This window comes from Nitrospirota bacterium, assembly GCA_016214845.1.
Taxonomy (GTDB): domain Bacteria; phylum Nitrospirota; class Thermodesulfovibrionia; order UBA6902; family UBA6902; genus SURF-23.
On the sequence record JACRMS010000028.1, the window covers coordinates 52,100 to 70,330 of the forward strand.

Here is an 18,231-nt window from a genome sequence, read left to right on the forward strand (position 1 = left end):
TGTTAACATGTCAAATCGCAAAATTACTTAATTCATAGCTCCGAGGCAAGAGAAAAAGAGATAGGAAATGTGTCGATAAAAGCTGAAACGAACGTGCAAACACAGCCGCAAGCGATACAGATCCGCGATCTGCTTATCGGTCCGCCGCTTCTCCTTGCGCCGATGGCAGGCCTTACCCACAGCGCCATCCGGCGGATAATGATCGGCTTCGGCGGGGTCGGCCTTTTGTCGACCGAAATGCTCTCGGTTAAAAGCGTACCCGTGGAAAATCCCCGCATCTCTCCGTATCTGATCAGGACCGAAAGGGAAAGCCCGCTTTCCTATCAGCTCCTGACTTCCAATCACCAGGAGATAGGCCGGGCCATTGATGCCCTTCACAAATTAAAGGCTGACGCTGTTGATTTAAACATGGGCTGCCCATCTACAGCGGTCGGCAAGTTCGGCGCTGGCGTAATTCTGATGGAGCGGCCGGATGAGGCCCGCCGAATAGTGGCCGAGGCCAGAAAACGCACCGCCTTGCCCCTGAGTGTGAAGATCCGTCTGGGCAGAGAGGCCGACAGCGGGAAATTAAAGACGTTCTGCTCTATGCTCGAAGGTGAGGGCATTGATATGCTTACGGTGCATGCCCGGTTCAAGCATGAACCCTTTGCAAGAAATCCGCGGTGGGAGTATATAGCCGAAATAAAAGACTACATTAAGATACCCGTTATCGCCAATGGAGGAATTTTCTCGGTAGAGGATGCGGAAAAATGTCTGAGGGTATCACGAGCCGACGGATTGATGCTCGGACAGGGGGCGGTGATAAGGCCCTGGCTCTTCTCGGAAATTGCCGGGGCTGTATACGGCGTCGATATCCCGAAGCCGATTGTTTCGTTGCCCGATATTTACACGGCCTTTATCGAAGCCTTGAACGCCGATTATCGCCCGATATACCGCCTGGGCAGGCTGAAGGCATTTACCCACTACTTCGCCAGGAATTATAAATTCGGACACTCTCTGGCTTGCAAAGTCCAGTCAAGCAGCAGTATGGATGAAGCAAGGGAACGGGCCGGGACGTTCTTTGCGAACAGCAAAGAGTAGACCTGACACCACCCAAACCTTGGGTGGGTTACTCACTGATCTCATCCTTGTGCCTCAGATATAAGGCTTCGACTTTATTCCTGGCCCAGGGGGTCCTTCTCAAGAAGTGCAGACTGGATTTGATGCTCGGATCATTATTGAAACATCTGATGCGGATAAGTCTTCCCATTTTCTCCCAGCCAAGAAGTTCTACCAGCCGGGTCAGCATCATTTCTAAAGTGATGCCGTGAAGAGGATCGTTGGATTGTTGCTTAGTCATGTTTCAGCCCTAATAGATCATTTCAGTTTTCAATAACGTTTCTAAAAGTATACACTTAGCAGCTCTAAAATCTCGACGCGCATATGCCCAAGGGGAGATATAGGGCATCGATCGTAGACACCCCTCTGTGAAACGCTAAAATTAAAGACCTGAACCTCCAATACCTCGTATGTTATAATCAACCGTTATTACGGGGACTCAGGCTGTAGTTTTTTCTAAAAAGCCATTTGAACATTCAAGCGTTTAATATCTTTTTATGAATGGGGCATGCAAATGAAAAAAGCTGATGTTTCAAAAACGGGCTCGGTAGATGCAGTTTACTCAGGCATAAAGAAAATACTCGAAGAAGCACGCAGCACGGCATATCGGGCTGTAAACATTGCCATGGTTCAGGCGTACTGGAATATCGGCCGGGTAGTTGTAGAGGAAGAGCAGAAGGGGAAAACAAAGGCAGACTACGGGGAATACCTTATCAAGGAACTCGCGAAACGCCTGACAGTTGAGTTCGGAAAAGGCTTCACTGAGACTAATCTGCGTTATATGAGGCTTTTTTATCTTTTGTTTAAAATTGCTAACGCAGAGAGTTCATTATTTCCGCTGAAAGGAATTCATCACGCAGTGCGTGATGAATTGCCCGTTGTCAGGCCGGATCTGTCCTGACCCATTATCGGCTATTATTGAAGGTGGAGAACGAGAATGCCCGTAATTTTTATCTGAATGAAGCTATCGTATTAATAATAATGGGGCTCTGCCCCAAACCCCGGTTCATTTTCTTGCGCGGCCAAGAAAACGGAACCAAAAGAAGGCCGCCCGGTGATTGTTTTTTCACGGTATGCTTCATACCTGCCCGCTAAATTAAAAAAACTCGCTTCGCTCAAACAGTTTTTAATTCTTAACGCGTTCAGCCATGAACCATCCCTAAAACAATCGAAGGGGGATAAAGAAAAAAACAACTGCTCTGAAAAGAATGAGACGATAGTTAAGTACAGCGTGCTTAATGAAAACAAACAGATGTTCGCCTCCGGTACAAACTTTACCTGCCGACAGAAGAGGAACTGGCGAAAGAGTTACGGCATGAGATTGAGTTGATAAGGGGGGAGAAGAAATTAATGTGATTTTATTAACCGAGTTATTCACTTGAGTTGTTAAACTGTTCAAGCGGTTGAAACTTTTTCAGGAATGTATTTGATGCTATTTTTTATGATTCTGAAAATCGTATACCTGACTCCCGCCTTGCTACCGGCAGTACAATTTCAAGGGCAGCCCCCTTGTCTTTCTTTAAAATTGTCCTCGTTATAAACCTCTACACTACAAAGGCATATGGACTAGGCTTACATATTGAGATATTGAATTCAATTTTTAAGCCTGGCCCTGTTCTTCCCCCGTTGTAACCTCCTATAACCTCGTAGCCTACTAATATCGGGTATGCTTTTGCGTAGTGATCTACCTATCTACCAATGTCGCATATGTTTCGTAACTTTTTCAGGGTTACTTCCGATATTTTGTTCTTCCGAACTTCCGCGCTTCTATGCTATTGTACTGTTGTCAGGTTGTATATCGAAGAGCTGTCGTATTTCACGAGGGACAAATTGGGATAACGGCGTCAGATAGGTGCTTAAGGTATGTTAATGATATAAGGGGGGTGGTTATCAGTGGTCGACGAATATATTCTATCTTGGCTTCATATATCTGATATTCATTTTGGTCACGGTTTTGCATCCGATAAATGGGATCAAAAACTTGTCCTGAATAAATTGCTCGAAGATGTAGCCAATGCAAAAACGCGACAAATTCCAAAACCAGACTTTATTTTCGTCACCGGAGATATTGCAAATACTGGTCACGAATATGATGAGGCAACGGAATGGCTCATCCAGTTAGCTAATTCTATAGCGCTAGATGAAAATCACATATTTGTAATTCCCGGTAATCATGATATTCAGAGAAACGTGGCAGGCTATGATCGTAATTTGCAAAGGTTGCTACATAATTTACGGTCTGGTGAAGAAAAAATAGACGACACATTTGCTCATGATGAAGATAAATTTTTGTTGACTCAACGTCTCAGCAATTATTTGTCTTTTGCTCGTTCGTTTGCTCCTTTTCGATACATTCATAACCACGATGATTTGTTCTGGCATTATAGAATTACGCATAAATCGAATCTAATGATTTCATTGCTCGGATTAAATACAGCTTTGCTTGCCGAAGATCAATATGATAAAGGCAAGTTGCAACTTGGGCTTAAGCAATTAGAGGGTTTTTTGTTAGCTGATAAATCGGCTATGAATGAATTAAAAGTTGTGCTCAGTCATCATCCTTTTGATTGGTTATCGGATTATGAGACTGCGAGTCGATGGGTAAGAAATAATGCTCATATCCATCTTTATGGGCATATACACGGGACAGAATTTGAGAGTTTACGAGCTGGGAGCGGTAGCGAGTATATAAAGATTATATCCGGAGCAACTCATTCCCATTCTGACGAACCAGTTAGCCATGGTTATAACATAGCAGCCTTAGTTCATAATCAGAAGGACAGCGAATATGGAGTTAGAGTTTGGCCTAGGTTATGGGTTGATCCTGCTAAAGAGTTTCGCGTTGATGTCAACAATGTGCCAGATGGATTGCATTACGCTCAGCATAATTTGAAAGTTAGTTTTAACTCTGGTAGCCTATCTGCTGACACCTCATCGGACGAAAGCCCAATCCCCGTTATAATTAAGGTAGCCTCGTTTGGAAGTACACGATTATGGTCAAATTGTGATTCACCTCCGATTACTCCCTCGTGGGTTGGAAGACACGCTGAATTAGAATTGTTAAGTGATCCCTCAATTAAAGTATTGGCGATTACAGGCATTGGTGGACAGGGTAAATCTGCCTTGGCTGCTCGTTACATTGAACACAACGTGAATACTGAACAATTTTGGGATTGGCGTGACTGTCGTGAGCAAGGCGATACATTACAAACGCATCTTATCAGGATTATTGAAAGAATAAGCAAGGGTCGAATTGCTTGCTCTGCCTTTATTGATGAAGGAATTGTAGCTGTTATAGAGTTCTTTTTTGAAATATTAGATGACAAGAAGGGGTTTTTTGTTTTTGATAATATTGACCACTACATTGATGTGTCAGCTAATAAACCGGTGGAAGGAATAAAACTTTTAATAGATAATGCACTAAGGAAGAGGCATAATTCACAATTTATCTTCACTTGTCGTCCCACTGTTGCATATGACAATCATCCGGCATTTGTCCAAATTTCTTTGTTTGGCCTTTCAGAGCCTGAAACCCTTGAGTTATTCAAGTTGAGCGGAGTAGATGTTAAAAAGGGAAATACTCAACAAGGCATTGTCGAAGCTCAAAATCTCACTCAAGGGCATCCGTTGTGGTTAAATCTGATTGCAAAACAAGTTGCTAAGAATCAAAGAAATCTTGATGACATTTTAACGGACATGAGGCAGGGCAAGGACTTGGATCTTCCATCCGTCATGTTAAATGCAATATGGAAAACTCTAAATGATAAACAGCGCAAAATTCTTAGATATATGGCGGAAGCTGTTAGACCGGAAACAGAGGAACGTTTAGAAGAGTATATCTGTAATGAATTGAATTGGAATCAATTTAGCAAAGCGCTTCGAGTTTTGAAAGCCCTAAATCTAATAGTTATCAAGACAGCGCCAAACACTAAAAAAACCTTGGAATTGCATCCTTTAATTCGAAGTTTCATCAGAACAGAGTTTCCGATTAAAGAGCGTGAAAAATTTATTAATAAGATAGCATCTTTTTTTGATTTGCTAATTTCAAAAATGAGGGGAAGTATAGACAAGGGAGCCTCCTTTTCAATCTTAGAGCACTGGATATTTCGTGCAGAGCTGGCATTAAATGCTAATAATTACAAGATCGCTTTAAATATCCTCAATGAGGTTAAAAATGCTTTGCGAGCAACAGGGCATCCTGAAGAATTTGTTCGAGTAGCTAACCTTCTTTTTAAAGAACTCCTTTTTGCTGATGCTATTTTGAATGAATATGCTCATTTTGACGATGTATTCAGTTCCTTTATTGATGTGCTATCTCACCTTGGGCAATACGAGCGCGCAGACACATTTTTAAGAAGGTATGAGGATGCGATTGAGGGTAAAAGTGCGAGGTACGTTAATTTGTGTAATCTTCGTTGCTACATGTATTGGTGTAAAGGGGCTTATGAACCGGCAGTTGAATGGGGCAACCGAGGAGTTGAACTCAAGAAAAAGGCCAATATTGATACGCGATTTGAGTGTGAGCATAATCTCGCCTTGGCACAAAGAGATTCTGGAGATATAGCGTCAGCATTAATCTTTTTTTTGAAAGGCCATGCTTTAGAAGAGGTGCTTGATCGAGAAAAAGTCGATGAAGACAGAGGTGGTCATTTTTATGGGAATATTGGACGTTGCCTCTGGTTTCAAGATAATATTGACGGAGCCTTAATATGCTACCAAAAAGCGATAGACTTGTTGGAGAAAGACGATCATGAGCCCAATATAATTGTTAATAGAGGATGGGGAAATTTTTGGATTGGAGAAGCGTTAGAGAAAAAAGAAGATTTTCATGCGGCATATTGCTTTTATAAAAAAGCATTTAATTTATGGAAATCTATTTTTCCAATAAAAGCTGCGACGGCGAATAGTAAAATCATAACAATTGCCAAAGATAATCCTGACTTTAATAATATTAATGATTACCAACTTGAGGCAGTCTGTAGTAGATGGTCGTGCAAGTGAAGACGAATTAGTAGTAAATTCTTGGTGCCATGAACACGCAGGACAAGCGGTGTCAAAGACTTGAACGGGGGTGGGGGTCACAAAACTTTTTACAGGTGACGGCATTTACCTCTAATCTCAGCAGAGCGCATCGTTCAACGCCTACTTCCTTTTCCCCAGAACATCAATCATCAGGGGGATTGTACTGACTGCTCCAATAATCAGGAGCGTCCACCCTATCTTCTTTCTCTGATCATCTTTGAGCCTGTCTGCCAATAACAGACCTGCGCCTGCTCCTAGCATTGCGCGTGTGCCGGCTATGAGGGCGATTTCCGGTAAAGTCAAATCCGATTTCTTCATAGGTCCTCCTTCGATAACTTAAAGTTTATCTTCTGACATTTCCTGTTTTAATGTGTTACTGACTTCCGTTTTTTCTGAGGGTATCCTCACCTCTACCGCATGTTCCTGCCGATCATCAACAAGCGGAATAGCATTATCCGACTGCTCAACTCCATTGATGGTCACACTCGTTTCTCCGCTGCTTTAAATAATCTTTCTTTGATCTGACGAAAGACTGTAGGATTCTGACGTAAATCTGACGAATAAACTATTCCTTAAGAACATAGTGGGTTGCCCTCCCGGCCCCCTTCTGTCTGATAAGTTCTAACGCCATGAGTCTCTTGAAGTCTCTATTTGCCGTATCTCTTGTAATCCCAAAGGTCTTTGTACATTCCTCGCTGTTTATCCTTGCGTGACCGAGGATGTACTTGAGGATGTCTCTTTGTCTCGTTGTTAACTGGTTTAGTTTATCGGCGGGGACTTCAAAAACAACATTCAGCTTGCCAGGGTTAACCTTAAGAATATCCTCTGGCCCATGGAATGTGACTGTGAAATAACCTGCGTCATAATCAAACATCGGAGGCTTAAGGCCGTAGTTAACCATCATATCGTGCATCCTTTTGAATCCGCCGCCCCTTTCTTCCATGAGTTTCACGTCAAACAGGGCTCTGGCTATTATTGGATTCCGGGATACAGGGCGGTACTTAAATGATTTCACCATTTCAAGAGTCAATGGTTGAGGGAGTAGACCAGGGCTTGCTATCACTATCCTGTTACTAAAAATCTGGATCATCACTGTTGCGCCTGATATTCCATAATCCCTGTGAGCGAGGGCATTTATAACGGCCTCCCGCAATGCCTCAATAGGATACTCAGAAATCTGCACACGTGAAAAACCCTCAATTCTTGCGGCGGTCTTCATGTTCTTGAGGAAGAATGCCTCAGCATCTTTGACCATATTAAAAATAGTGCCTTCCATCTCTTTTTGATCTATTGTGTTTGCCGGTCCAATGCCCTGAAAGGCATCTGCCTTTATCTTACTTTGAGGTAGATAGTATTCAGGATGCTTGCCGAATAGAAGCAATCCGGCAACGGTTGGAACTAACAGTTTCTTACTGGGCAAATAATGAAGCATGTTCCTCTTTCTGAGGTGTTCTGTAATTTCGGCTTTACTTTTTAGTTGGAAGCCAGCCGTCTTAAAAAAGAATTCAGCATCTTTCAAGTAAATGTCATCCAGCAATGCATTCATTATGGGTTTTTTATCAATATTGAGTGAAGTCTTATCAATATCTGAAATACTTTTTCCAACCGGAAGGTCGACTCCGTGCTCTTTCTTGAGATAATGAACCAGTCCTTTGCGAATCCAATCCTTCAGCTCTCTGTAATTCTCAAATCTCTTGTAACTATATCCTTTATGTCCCTTGAATTCTTTCAATAACTTTTTGAGATTATCATCCCTTTCAGTGTCTGTTTTTCCTTTGAGGAAAACGAGAATATATTTCCCGTCGGCCATTGCCTTTCTATATTCTCTTTCCGTCGGTGAAAGGCCGTCTTCATCGAGTGTGCCATATTCATTTCCGAATAGGCCGATGTACACATCGCACTCTTTCAGTTTTTCAAGATATGCCGCTCTTGAGGGTACCGCCATAGGAGGAAACCCTTCCCACATCTCGACATCAAAATAACGGCTGAGAAACTCATTCTCCATAATCGCCTCTTCAACGGCAAGGCGTTCATTCATGAGTTCTTTTAGGACAGAGCTGATGAATATCTTGATTTTCTTCATGTTATCGTTTGTAAAATGTAACAGATTTCAGCAGGAGTTTACAATTACAATAAATCTAAAACTCAGGGGGCTATGGTGTTGCGGTACCTGCGTAGTTCTGGGCCGTAGAGCAGCCGCATCAAAAGTTATCCTTCTGCAACATGTATCCTCACCTCAACCATATGTTCCTGTTGGTCATCAACAAGCGGAATAGAATTATCAGGCTGCTCAACGCCATCGACCGTCACACCCGATCCCACGCTGCCATTGTGGGTTTGCAACACGGTGATATGGTAGAGAGTCTCCCTGTACCGGTAGTGCACTTTGAACGACTCCCATTCAGCAGGAATGCATGGCGCAAAACGCAGTTTGTCCACTTCAAGCTTCAACCCTAAAAGTGATTCCATGATAAGCCGGTACAGCCAGCCGGCCGAACCCGTATACCACGTCCATCCACCGCGGCCTGTGTGCGGTGAGACGGCATATACATCGGCTGCGACAACGTACGGTTCTACTTTGTAAATCTCTACCTCTTCCCGTGATCTCGAATGCCCCACCGGGTTGATCATTGTCAGCAGTTCCCACGCCCGGCGGCTGTCGCCTGACTTTGCGAACGCCATTGCCGCCCAGATCGCGGCATGAGTGTACTGCCCGCCATTTTCCCTGACCCCGGGGACATACCCTTTTATATAGCCCGGATTCAAATCCGATTTATCAAACGGCGGGTCCAGAAGCTGTATCAGTCTATGCTCACGCCGGACAAGGCGTTTATCCAACGCCTCCATTGCCATGGCTGAGCGTTTGGCATCACCGGCTCCTGAGAGAACAGACCAGCTTTGCGCGATGGAATCGATCTGGCACTCGGAATTACCCGCTGAACCAAGCGGCGAGCCGTCATCGAAGAAAGCGCGGAGGTACCACTCACCGTCCCAGCCGTTCTGTTCGATATTACTGCGCAGATGGGCCGCTTCCTTCAAGCAGAGTTCGGCAACGGGCAGGTCTTCACGCAGGCGTGCGATCTCAGTGAACTGCATGAGCACTTTATAAAGAAAGAACCCCAGCCAAATGCTTTCGCCTTTGCCGTGTTCGCCCACCATGTTCATGCCGTCGTTCCAGTCGCCCGATCCGATGAGCGGCAGGCCGCGTTCACCAAAATTAAGGCCCTTCATGATCGCCTGCACACAATGATCGTACAAACTTGCAGTTTGTTCAGACCGGATGGGAAGATCATAATACGAGTCCTCATCGGCGTTAACCTGGCGGCCCTCGATGAAGTGGATGAGTTCATCCAGTACCCCGGTGTCTCCTGTGCTCATAACGTAGCGGGATGCAGCCAGCGGCAGCCAGAGGAAATCGTCTGAACAGCGGGTGCGCACGCCCCTTCCAGATGGAGGATGCCACCAATGCTGGACATCACCTTCCTTGAACTGATGGGCCGCGCAAAGGAGCAGATGCTGACGCAGGAGGCCCGGTTCCGCGTGGATGAGCGACATCATGTCCTGTAACTGGTCGCGGAAACCGAAGGCGCCCCCTGACTGATAGTATCCGCTGCGCGCCCAAATGCGGCATGCAAGAGTCTGGTATAAGAGCCATCCATTGGTCAGGATATTGACTGACTGGTCGGGCGTTTCCACCTGCACTGCGCCAAGTGTGTGGTTCCAGTACTGCCACACTGCGTCAAGAGCGCCGCGCGCGGCAGCAGGACCCCGGAAACGAAACACCAGGTTAGCGGCGTCATCGGTATCTCGTCCTAACCCGAGCCTGAAGATGATCTCGCGCTCTTGTCCTTCAGCCAGATCGAACGGGACTTGAATGGCCGCACAGGGATCAAGTGCAGCGCCTACCTTGCCGGAAAGCCTCATCCTGGTCATAGCCGCAGGATTCCTAAGAGTGCCGTTACGTCCAAGGAATTCGGTCCGGTCGCTGCTTACAGTTCGGGTAAAATCATCTACGTCGAAGAATGCAACCCTGCCGGGGAATTCCATATTGTAAGGGTTTCGGGCGAAGAGTGCGCCGCTATTAGAATTGATCTCTGTGATGACATGCATTGCTGTTTTGGGGCGCAGATCTCCCAGCACCCATTCCACATATCCTGTAGCGGAAAGCCGCCGGGGCCGGCCTGACTCGTTTCGCACCTTGATCACCGTGAACTTGACCGATGCGTCAATGGCCGAGTAAACCCAAACCTCCGAGTGTATACCGCGCTCTGTGTGCTCAAATACACTGTAGCCGAATCCGTGCCGTGTGACATAGGGCGTTGTCCCGCGGCAGGGCAGCGGAGCTGGAGACCAGTAATGTCCGCGCTCTTCGTCACGGAGATAGAAGGCTTCACCGCTCGTGTCGCCCACCGGATCATTGCACCATGGAGTAAGGCGGAACTCATGTGCATTCTCACCCCATGTGTAGGAAAGTCCGCTCTCTGAGATGACCGTTCCGAAGTGCGGATTCGCAAGCATATTCACCCATGGCGCAGGTGTCACCTGACCGGGAGTTGTCGTGATGATGTACTCGCGCCCGTCAGGCGTGAATCCGCCCAGCCCGTTGAAGAACGACAGGTCTTTGCGGGGCATAGCTGCGGCAGCCGGAGGTTCGGAGCGGTGGGTCCGTGTCGGAGTTAGGAGAGGCATTGTTATTTCCGCGGGACCGCGGCGGTTGATCTGGTCCGTTAATGACCCGCGGCTGTCGGTGATGATGGCGCGCGCAACTGTTTGAAACAGTATCCGGTCCTCGTTGGATATCTGGTCCGCGGGCCTGACAAAAATGCCTCCGGGCTTATCTGTCACATTGGCTTCGATGCCCGCGGCAATGAGGCCCATGATCTGGTCGTTCAGCAGCTGCCGGTAACCGGCGTGGTCTTCGTTCCAGATCACCAGATCAACTACAAGTCCTTTTAAACGCCAGTAGGCATGTGCCTGCACGAGTTGGCGCACCAGGTTGATATTGGCAATATTTTCGATCTGCAGCAGTACGATCGGCAGATCGCCTGAGATGGCGTATCCCCAGAGGCCGGATTGTCCCCGATGGTTCTTGATGAGGATGCTCGCGTCGGCCCGCAGGGAGGAATTGGCATAGATTATCGATCCGGCAAGACGCTCGTAGAGTTGCGCGTCGGCCTCCGAGGCATTGAATTGCCGCAGAAGCACCTGGCCATGTGTCCATGCAAGATCAAAGACGCGGTCCGCGAGGCGACGATCATGGTATTTCTGCACAAGGCTTAAAGCTGAATCGCGGGATCCGCCTATGCCGGAGACAATGTCTATTGTGACCGATTCTTCCGGTTCCAGCGTTATCCGATACCGGATAGAGACGATCGGATCGAGCACTGAGCCCTCACTGCCCGAGAGAGCACCGGTAAAAAAACCTCCCGCGCCGATCATCGCCTGCGGGCTGGCGACCGTGTTACCGCGGCCGATGAACTGCATGCGGTCCGTCTCGTAGGAGACTTCTCCTATCTCCGCGCCATGAACGGCCATCAGGTGAAACATCCATGGTACGTGCTCTCCCTCAGAGCGTGGACGGCGTGTGCAAAGGATCGCACGCTGCATGCTTATGATCTCTGTCTGAACAAAGAGATTGCTGAATGCCGGATGCAGTGCGTCAGCGGCTGGCGGCGCAAGGACCACTTCGGCGTAACTCGTAACATCAAGCGCCCTGCGCGTCCGCGCCCGGTTGGTAATGCGGACCCTGCGCAGTTCAATATCATCCTCAGGTGAAACAGCGATCTCGGTATGTGTGTCATAGTCGTGGTCCCTGCAGCGGAACTCCGCTTTAGACTCTGAGAAGATCGCTTCGTAAATGTCCGATTTATTGTCCGGCCGTTTCAGCGCAGGCTGATACGCGGTGGACCAGAACTCTCCGCTCGCAACGTCCCGGAGGTAACAGAACGTCCCCCAGTTGTCGCGGGTACTGTCTTCGCGCCAGCGTGTAACTGCGAGGTCCTTCCAGCGGCTGTAGCCGCCCCCGGCGTTCGTGATCATTACGTGGTATCTGCCGTTGGAGAGCAGCTGCACTTCCGGGTTTGAGGTATCAGGAGTGTTAAAAACGCGCACGGGCATTTCCGGCCCGATAAAGGCCGCCTGTATTTCGGAGAGCTCGGAAGTGTGCGAATAGAAAGCCGTGGCCTTCGGCACCCGCTCCTGAAGCAGCAGCATGGTTGCCTGGAACACCGGGTCCGCCTCGAAACGCTTCTGCATCGGACGGTCAAGCAGCAGATAGGCCAGAGATAGGAGGCTCATTCCCTGGTGATGCGCCATGAAAGACCGGACCAGCGTGTTTGAATGCCCGCGTCGTTGGCGTGAAGAAGTGTAGTCGATCGCTTCATAGAAGCCGTACCTCCCTTCAAAACCATCAGCGGCGAGACGCTGCAGGTTCAAGCACGCCTCCTCGGGCGCGATCATCAGCGCGAGAGTCGAGGCATATGGTGCAATGACGAGGTCCTCGGCGAGTCCGCGTTTCAACCCCAGGCCGGGCACGCCAAACGCGCGATACTGGTAGTTGAGATGAACGTCGATCATATTGTAGCTGGATTCCGATATGCCCCACGGAACGCCGCGCTGACTTCCATACTCGATCTGCCTGTTTACCGCGGCCTTATAGGTCTGGTCCAGCAGCGTGTGTTCGTACGTCGGCATCACCAGAAGCGGCATAAGGTACTCGAACATCGAACCGCTCCACGAAAGGAGGATCGGCTCTCCGCTCGTAGTGGTGAGCAGGCGTCCAAGGGCGAACCAGTTTTCCTGCGGCAGTTGTCCTTGCGCGATCGCTACGAAACTGCACAATCTCGCTTCCGAGGCCAGCAGATCATAATAACTTGAATCTCTCCTGCGCTCATCAACGTTGTACCCGATGGTCAGCAGATGACGCGTTTCATCATACAGGAAATCATATTCCATGCGGGAGAGTTCGCCGCACTGCATTGCAAGCCGTTCAATGGACTGAATTCTTGATTTGGCGCGTTCGCTTGCCTCTGCGTCACGATTTGCCAGTTCGCGCAGCGTCGGTATCTCATCGATACCTTGAACTGTCGTCGGTACAAGGAACGTCAGCTCATCAAGAGCATTCCGGCATTGATCTGCAAAGGCGCGTGCCCACCAGTTCATTTCGCTGTCTGGAGAGTTGTCGATGCTGCCGATCAGCTCTTCGGCGGACAATGCCAGCCGCTCAAGGGATGACCGCGCTGCCATAAGCGATGCAGACGGAAAATTATACAGGGATTCCATATCCTTCTGAAGTTGTGCGAGCCTGGACGGAACAGCTTTTGCTGTAACGTCCGCGAGAATTCTCAGTGTGTCGTTGAGTCCGTCAAATAATTTTTCTCCCAATATCTTTTGATCGGGAAGTGTGAGCAGTCCTGTCCGTAATGTCAGAAGGTGAGCGGCGAGGTTCCCGCTGTCTACCGTTGAAATGTAGGTGGGCGGCAGCGGTTTCAGAGACTGAGTGTCATACCAGTTGTAGAAGTGTCCCCGGTGACGTTCCATGCCTTTCATGGTGCGCAGCGCATTGTCAGTGCGCTCTATGAGTTGTCCGGCTGAAATGTAACCGAAGTCATACGCGGACAAATTCGCGAGCAATGCGAGTCCCATGTTGGTCGGCGATGTACGATGAGCGACTGAAGCAATGCGATACTCCTGATAGTTATCGGGAGGCAGCCAGTTATCTTCCGGGCCTACGAAGGTCTCGAAGAACGCCCATGTCTTTCTGGAAAGCTTCCGGAGAAAGATCGTCTGGTCCTCTGTCAGCCTTGCCCGGCTGCGGGCGAGCGGCTGGCTGATCCACCACGCGGTAACAGGGGAGGAAAACCAGAGACATAATACAGGCACGGCCACTGGTAGAGCGGCCGGATTCGAAAGCGCCAGATAGATCACCGCTGCAAAGGCAACAAGCGGAGCGGACCACATCGTCCGGCAGAATGCAGCGATATCTCCCGCATTGCTATCATTGCGGTCCCGGCCGCTGTGCGGATTCCACTCCAAAAGCCGTTTGCGCGTGATCAGCATTCTCCCGGTTGAACGAACGATCGCATCCAGCGTGAAGAATGCCTCGTAGGGGAGACACACGAGAGTAAATGCGGCCTGAGCAAAGCGCCAGCCGGCGGAGCGCACTGCGGCAGTGAGGTGCTGGACCAGAAGTACATCGTCCGGCTTCTGAAGAAGGTCCATGATGGAGGTGATCAAAGAAGGCATCAGTATGATGCCGAGTGCCGACAACGTCCAGAACCATGCAGATGGAAGAACAGTCCAGCCCAGCAGCAACAGAAGTGTTAATGCTGAGGGCTCGAGACTGCGCCGGAGGTTGTCGAATATCTTCCATCGGGAAAGCAGCGAGAGAGGGTTCTTCTGAAAGTTGGTCCTGAGGCCGGGAACTCCCGGCAGCAGCCAGCGAACGATCTGCCAATCCCCGCGGATCCAGCGGTGACGGCGGCTTACGTCTTCGCTGTAGCAGGAAGGATATTCCTCATATAACTGCACATCGCTCAACAGCCCTGCCCGCGCATAGCAACCTTCGATCAGATCGTGACTGAGCATAAGGTTCTCAGGGAGACGTCCGCCCAGCGCCTGCTCGAATGAGGCCACGTCATAGATCCCCTTGCCGATAAATGAGCCTTCCTGGAAGAGGTCCTGGTAAATATCAGATACGACGCGTGTATACGGATCAATGCCCGGATCACTACCGTACATTCTCGCATACCTGGATAAGTTCGTGCCGGGCAGGCTCACTGCCACGCGCGGCTGAATTATGCTGTACCCGGCAACGGCCCGCTGCCTGCCTTCGTCGTATTGAGGACGATTCAGCGGGTGGGCCATTGCTCCCACAAGTTCCCACGCTGAATCGCGCGGCAGCAGTGTATCAGTGTCAAGGGTGATCATATATTTCACATCAGACAGGACCGCAGTATCACCGACTATGAGCGAAAAGCGTTCTTTTGAGACACCCTGTGCTCCGGCATGCAGAAAGGAATTTAATTCCGCGATCTTCCCCCGCTTGCGCTCGTAACCCATCCAGACCCGCTCCCGGGGATTCCATCGGCGGGGACGATGAAAGAGGAAGAACGTATCGCTTTTTGCATTCCAGTATTTTTTATTGAGCTCTTCGGTCCTCTTCCGGGCAAGCTGCAGCAGCGGCCCGTCCTCCGGCAGGGTTTCTTCGTCAGCGTCACGGAAATCAGTTAACAGGCAGAAGTGCAGGTTTTCGTCCCGGTTTGCCAGGAACCTGACCTCAAGCGCCTCGACCAGGGCCTCGATGTTCTTGGCGCTTGTGAGCAGGGTGGGGACTACTGCCAGTGTGCGCAATTCCGGGGGGATACCTTTGGAGAAGTCCATTCGCGGCAGAGGATGCGGTGTCAATATCAACGTGGCGATCCAGTTCACCAGCGCAACCGCTAACTGGCTCGAGCACAGCAAAGCGAGGATACCGGTCAGCGCAAGCAGCCAGTCATGCAGCCCATCGGCATACGCCTTTGCCAGTAAGCTCCCGGTGAAGATCAATGTGATCAGAGTGATAGAGCCAAGATATAGGAACAAAGGAAAACGCGAGATAGATTTTCGAAGGGTCTTAAAGACAGATAAGCGCATTTCTGCCCTCTGCTCAAGCTGTATCAGTCCCTTGTCTATAAGGTAAAAACCGACGTGCGACGTCCGGTCGCCACTGCCTTTCCCGGCCGCGGCCTCGTGCGCCAATTGAATCGCTTTACGTGCCACCTCGCTCTCGGACAACCGGCTGTCCTTCGCGATCTTCTCTACAACGTGGCGGTAACGGTCACGAGTAAAAAAATCCATCCTGCCGTAACCACCGGCCGGGTCTTCACGAAGTATCCGGTCAACAACGCTCATCGTCTCGACAAACTCGCGCCAGTCCATCGCACCCAGAAAACGGAGGCTGCCGATGCTGTTGCTTATGGAGACCTGGTCGGCGGCCTGCTGCTGGTTCTCCGACTGCACCAGCTGCTCAACCGTCTGGCCGTATTCGGAGAGCCGCTGCTCGATCCAGGTAAGCGGTAATGCGAGGGCAGGCCCCTGTCCCTTCAGCCGCCGCGTAAGTTCCGCGACGAACGAACTCACCATCGGCAGGTCTGAGCGCGCCATATCCGCAATCACCAGGATCAGGCTCTTCGGGTCTTTCTCCGCGGTCTCCGTCATCCGGTCCGCCCAATGATCAGCGTTGTTCCGGTCGATCCTGTCAGCGGCGATCCGGGTTGCAACGCGCCGGAGATTCTCGATCAGCGCCAGACGCAGCATGATGGGTATCGCCCACAATTCACCTAACTTCAGGATAGAGACTGTCTGGTAAGCGTTCACGAAACTGCTGAGGCTCTCCGGATCTACCCGTCCATCGCCATGTGAGATCGTCTCCAGCGCAATGTCATACACGCGCGGAAGACCGGACGACGGACCATTAAGCAGCCGGGGCAGTTCCCGGCTGTAGCCCTTCGGCAAATGCCTCCTGGCCGTGCGGATCTGCTCTTCGATCAGATAGAAGTTGTCGAGCAGCCATTCACCTGCCGGTGTGATCCTTCGACCGGCCTTTACCGCTTCTGTAAGCAGATTGCGTACATTAAGCAGGACGCTTTCATTCTCATCCAGCCGTGTCAGGAGATGCTCCGGTGCATGGTCCGTGCTCAACTTATGAGAGCCCGCGAGAAACTTGCCATGCTGCTCCATCTGATCGCTGCTGAACAGTTCCGCGCGAAGCGGCGGCTCAGTGTCAGGACACTTTTGTGTACGGCTGTTTCCCTGCAGCCTGGCCCGTAAACTGGACAGGTTTTCAAGAACGCTTTTGCTGCTTAGCTTCAAGTTTAAGGTCTCCTTATGAGAAGTAGGGGCGTATTGCCATACGCCCCTACTCATTAAATGGAATAGCAATCAGGGTGGTGTTTGACTGTTCCTCCATGGTGGCCGGTGTTATGTTGTAGTGTTATCATTATAGCAGAATAGCAGATTGCTATCTTGAAAGCTGCGGTCCGAAGGGGCGAACAGCCCGTCCGGCGCTGGTAGTGGGTCAGTTTGAAATTTGAGGGGAAATTAAAAAGTTATTTACATTCTTCAAGATATTTAAAATAGTCAGAACGACTCATTTTTGCTGTATGCATCAAGTTAATAATAATATCTTCATCCCGGCGCTGCCCTCTTTGAAATTTCTCGCAATAGAGTTTAATCTATCCTGATGGCAAAACCTGAATTTGAACAGTTCGGAATAACGAAAGAACAGTTTGATTCCATTTACGCAAAAAAAGAAAAAATTCGGAATTACACTTTCGGGATTAGTTCAGCAGCCGGCATCCTTGCGGGATGTATGTACGGCATATACCTGTCGTATGGTGTTTATGAAACTATATTGTTTATTCTCTTCTTCGGCTGCTTCCTCGGCAGTATCTTCGGAGGGGTCTTCACCATGATCGTAATTGCGCTGTATGTCTTTCTCCTCTATATCTTCTCCCCGGCCTACAGAAGATGCAGACAATATCTCGCCGCAAAATCCAAAGCGAGGCCAGCTTAACATCAGACAATTGCAAGGTTAGCCCCTCTATCTTTTTTTCTTCTTGAAAAGTAAACGGTTACATAGTTATGATATTGCATAACCTAATTTAAACTTTTTAATCAGAGGGGACTGTTGAATTCAATACTTGCCATGCATATTTTTAATATTAATTAAAGTTCCCAAATAGTGAACTTTTAACTTGACATGATAATGGGAACTTTATTATATTATTTACATGGAAGGTAGATTTCACAAGTTAATAAGGAAACTGAATGACGTTAGTAGGCCGGGAAAAACTATACCAGTTCATTACCAAGCATCCAGATACTCGTAGTTTGATAGAGAATTGGATAGCAGATGTTCAAAACGCTAACTGGCAAAACACACAGGATGTCAAGGATCGATATTCAAGCGCCAGTTTCTTGGCTGATAGAATAGTGATCTTTAATGTAAGAGGTAATAGTTATAGGCTTGAGGTCCAAATTGCTTATAAAACCAAAAAGGTCATTGTGAAATGGGCAGGGACACATGCTGAGTATTCAAAAAGATTTAAGTAGCTCTAACCAGGACAAATG

Annotated in this window: 9 protein-coding genes and 2 pseudogenes; 6 read left to right on the top strand and 5 right to left on the bottom strand. The window is 48.9% G+C overall.

Features of this window, described 5'->3' with window-relative positions; translation table 11 throughout:
- The first annotated feature begins 162 nt into the window (after positions 1-162).
- Complete coding sequence (locus HZB61_09500) at positions 163-1,080, top strand: tRNA-dihydrouridine synthase family protein (protein MBI5056835.1); 918 nt, start codon at positions 163-165, stop codon at positions 1,078-1,080.
- A 28-nt stretch (positions 1,081-1,108) separates the two neighbouring features.
- Here the strand turns inward: HZB61_09500 and HZB61_09505 are convergent, their stop codons facing one another.
- Positions 1,109-1,339, bottom strand: a complete 231-nt coding sequence (locus HZB61_09505) for a DUF2132 domain-containing protein (GenBank protein ID MBI5056836.1) — start codon at positions 1,337-1,339, stop codon at positions 1,109-1,111.
- A 273-nt stretch (positions 1,340-1,612) separates the two neighbouring features.
- On the opposite strand from HZB61_09505, the pseudogene HZB61_09510 reads away from it, so the two are divergent.
- The 3 genes and pseudogenes from HZB61_09510 (at position 1,613) to HZB61_09520 (ending at position 6,099) form a co-directional block, all read left to right on the top strand.
- Positions 1,613-2,193: pseudogene (locus HZB61_09510) on the top strand (hypothetical protein).
- Positions 2,194-2,293: 100 nt separating this feature from the next.
- Positions 2,294-2,454, top strand: a pseudogene (locus tag HZB61_09515) (DUF1016 family protein).
- A 537-nt stretch (positions 2,455-2,991) separates the two neighbouring features.
- Positions 2,992-6,099 (top strand): metallophosphoesterase, encoded by a 3,108-nt coding sequence (locus HZB61_09520; protein ID MBI5056837.1) that lies wholly within the window; start codon positions 2,992-2,994, stop codon positions 6,097-6,099.
- A 141-nt stretch (positions 6,100-6,240) separates the two neighbouring features.
- Here HZB61_09520 and HZB61_09525 read toward each other — a convergent pair whose 3' ends face one another.
- From HZB61_09525 to HZB61_09540, 4 genes are all read right to left on the bottom strand, one after another.
- Positions 6,241-6,438 carry a hypothetical protein gene (locus HZB61_09525; GenBank protein ID MBI5056838.1) on the bottom strand — a complete coding sequence of 66 codons (198 nt, stop codon included), beginning with the start codon at positions 6,436-6,438 and terminating at the stop codon, positions 6,241-6,243.
- Positions 6,439-6,456: 18 nt separating this feature from the next.
- Positions 6,457-6,603: a hypothetical protein gene (locus tag HZB61_09530; GenBank protein ID MBI5056839.1), complete on the bottom strand. Its 147-nt coding sequence runs from the start codon at positions 6,601-6,603 to the stop codon at positions 6,457-6,459.
- 82 nt (positions 6,604-6,685) lie between these two features.
- A complete protein-coding gene (locus tag HZB61_09535) occupies positions 6,686-8,203 on the bottom strand; it encodes a DUF4062 domain-containing protein (GenBank protein MBI5056840.1) in 1,518 nt (505 codons plus the stop codon).
- Positions 8,204-8,328: 125 nt separating this feature from the next.
- Positions 8,329-17,025 (bottom strand): cyclic beta 1-2 glucan synthetase, encoded by an 8,697-nt coding sequence (locus HZB61_09540; GenBank protein ID MBI5056841.1) that lies wholly within the window; start codon positions 17,023-17,025, stop codon positions 8,329-8,331.
- 316 nt (positions 17,026-17,341) lie between these two features.
- On the opposite strand from HZB61_09540, the gene HZB61_09545 reads away from it, so the two are divergent.
- Both HZB61_09545 and HZB61_09550 read left to right on the top strand, forming a co-directional pair.
- Complete coding sequence (locus HZB61_09545) at positions 17,342-17,674, top strand: hypothetical protein (protein ID MBI5056842.1); 333 nt, start codon at positions 17,342-17,344, stop codon at positions 17,672-17,674.
- Positions 17,675-17,928: 254 nt separating this feature from the next.
- Positions 17,929-18,213: a type II toxin-antitoxin system HigB family toxin gene (locus HZB61_09550; GenBank protein ID MBI5056843.1), complete on the top strand. Its 285-nt coding sequence runs from the start codon at positions 17,929-17,931 to the stop codon at positions 18,211-18,213.
- Positions 18,214-18,231: the final 18 nt, after the last annotated feature.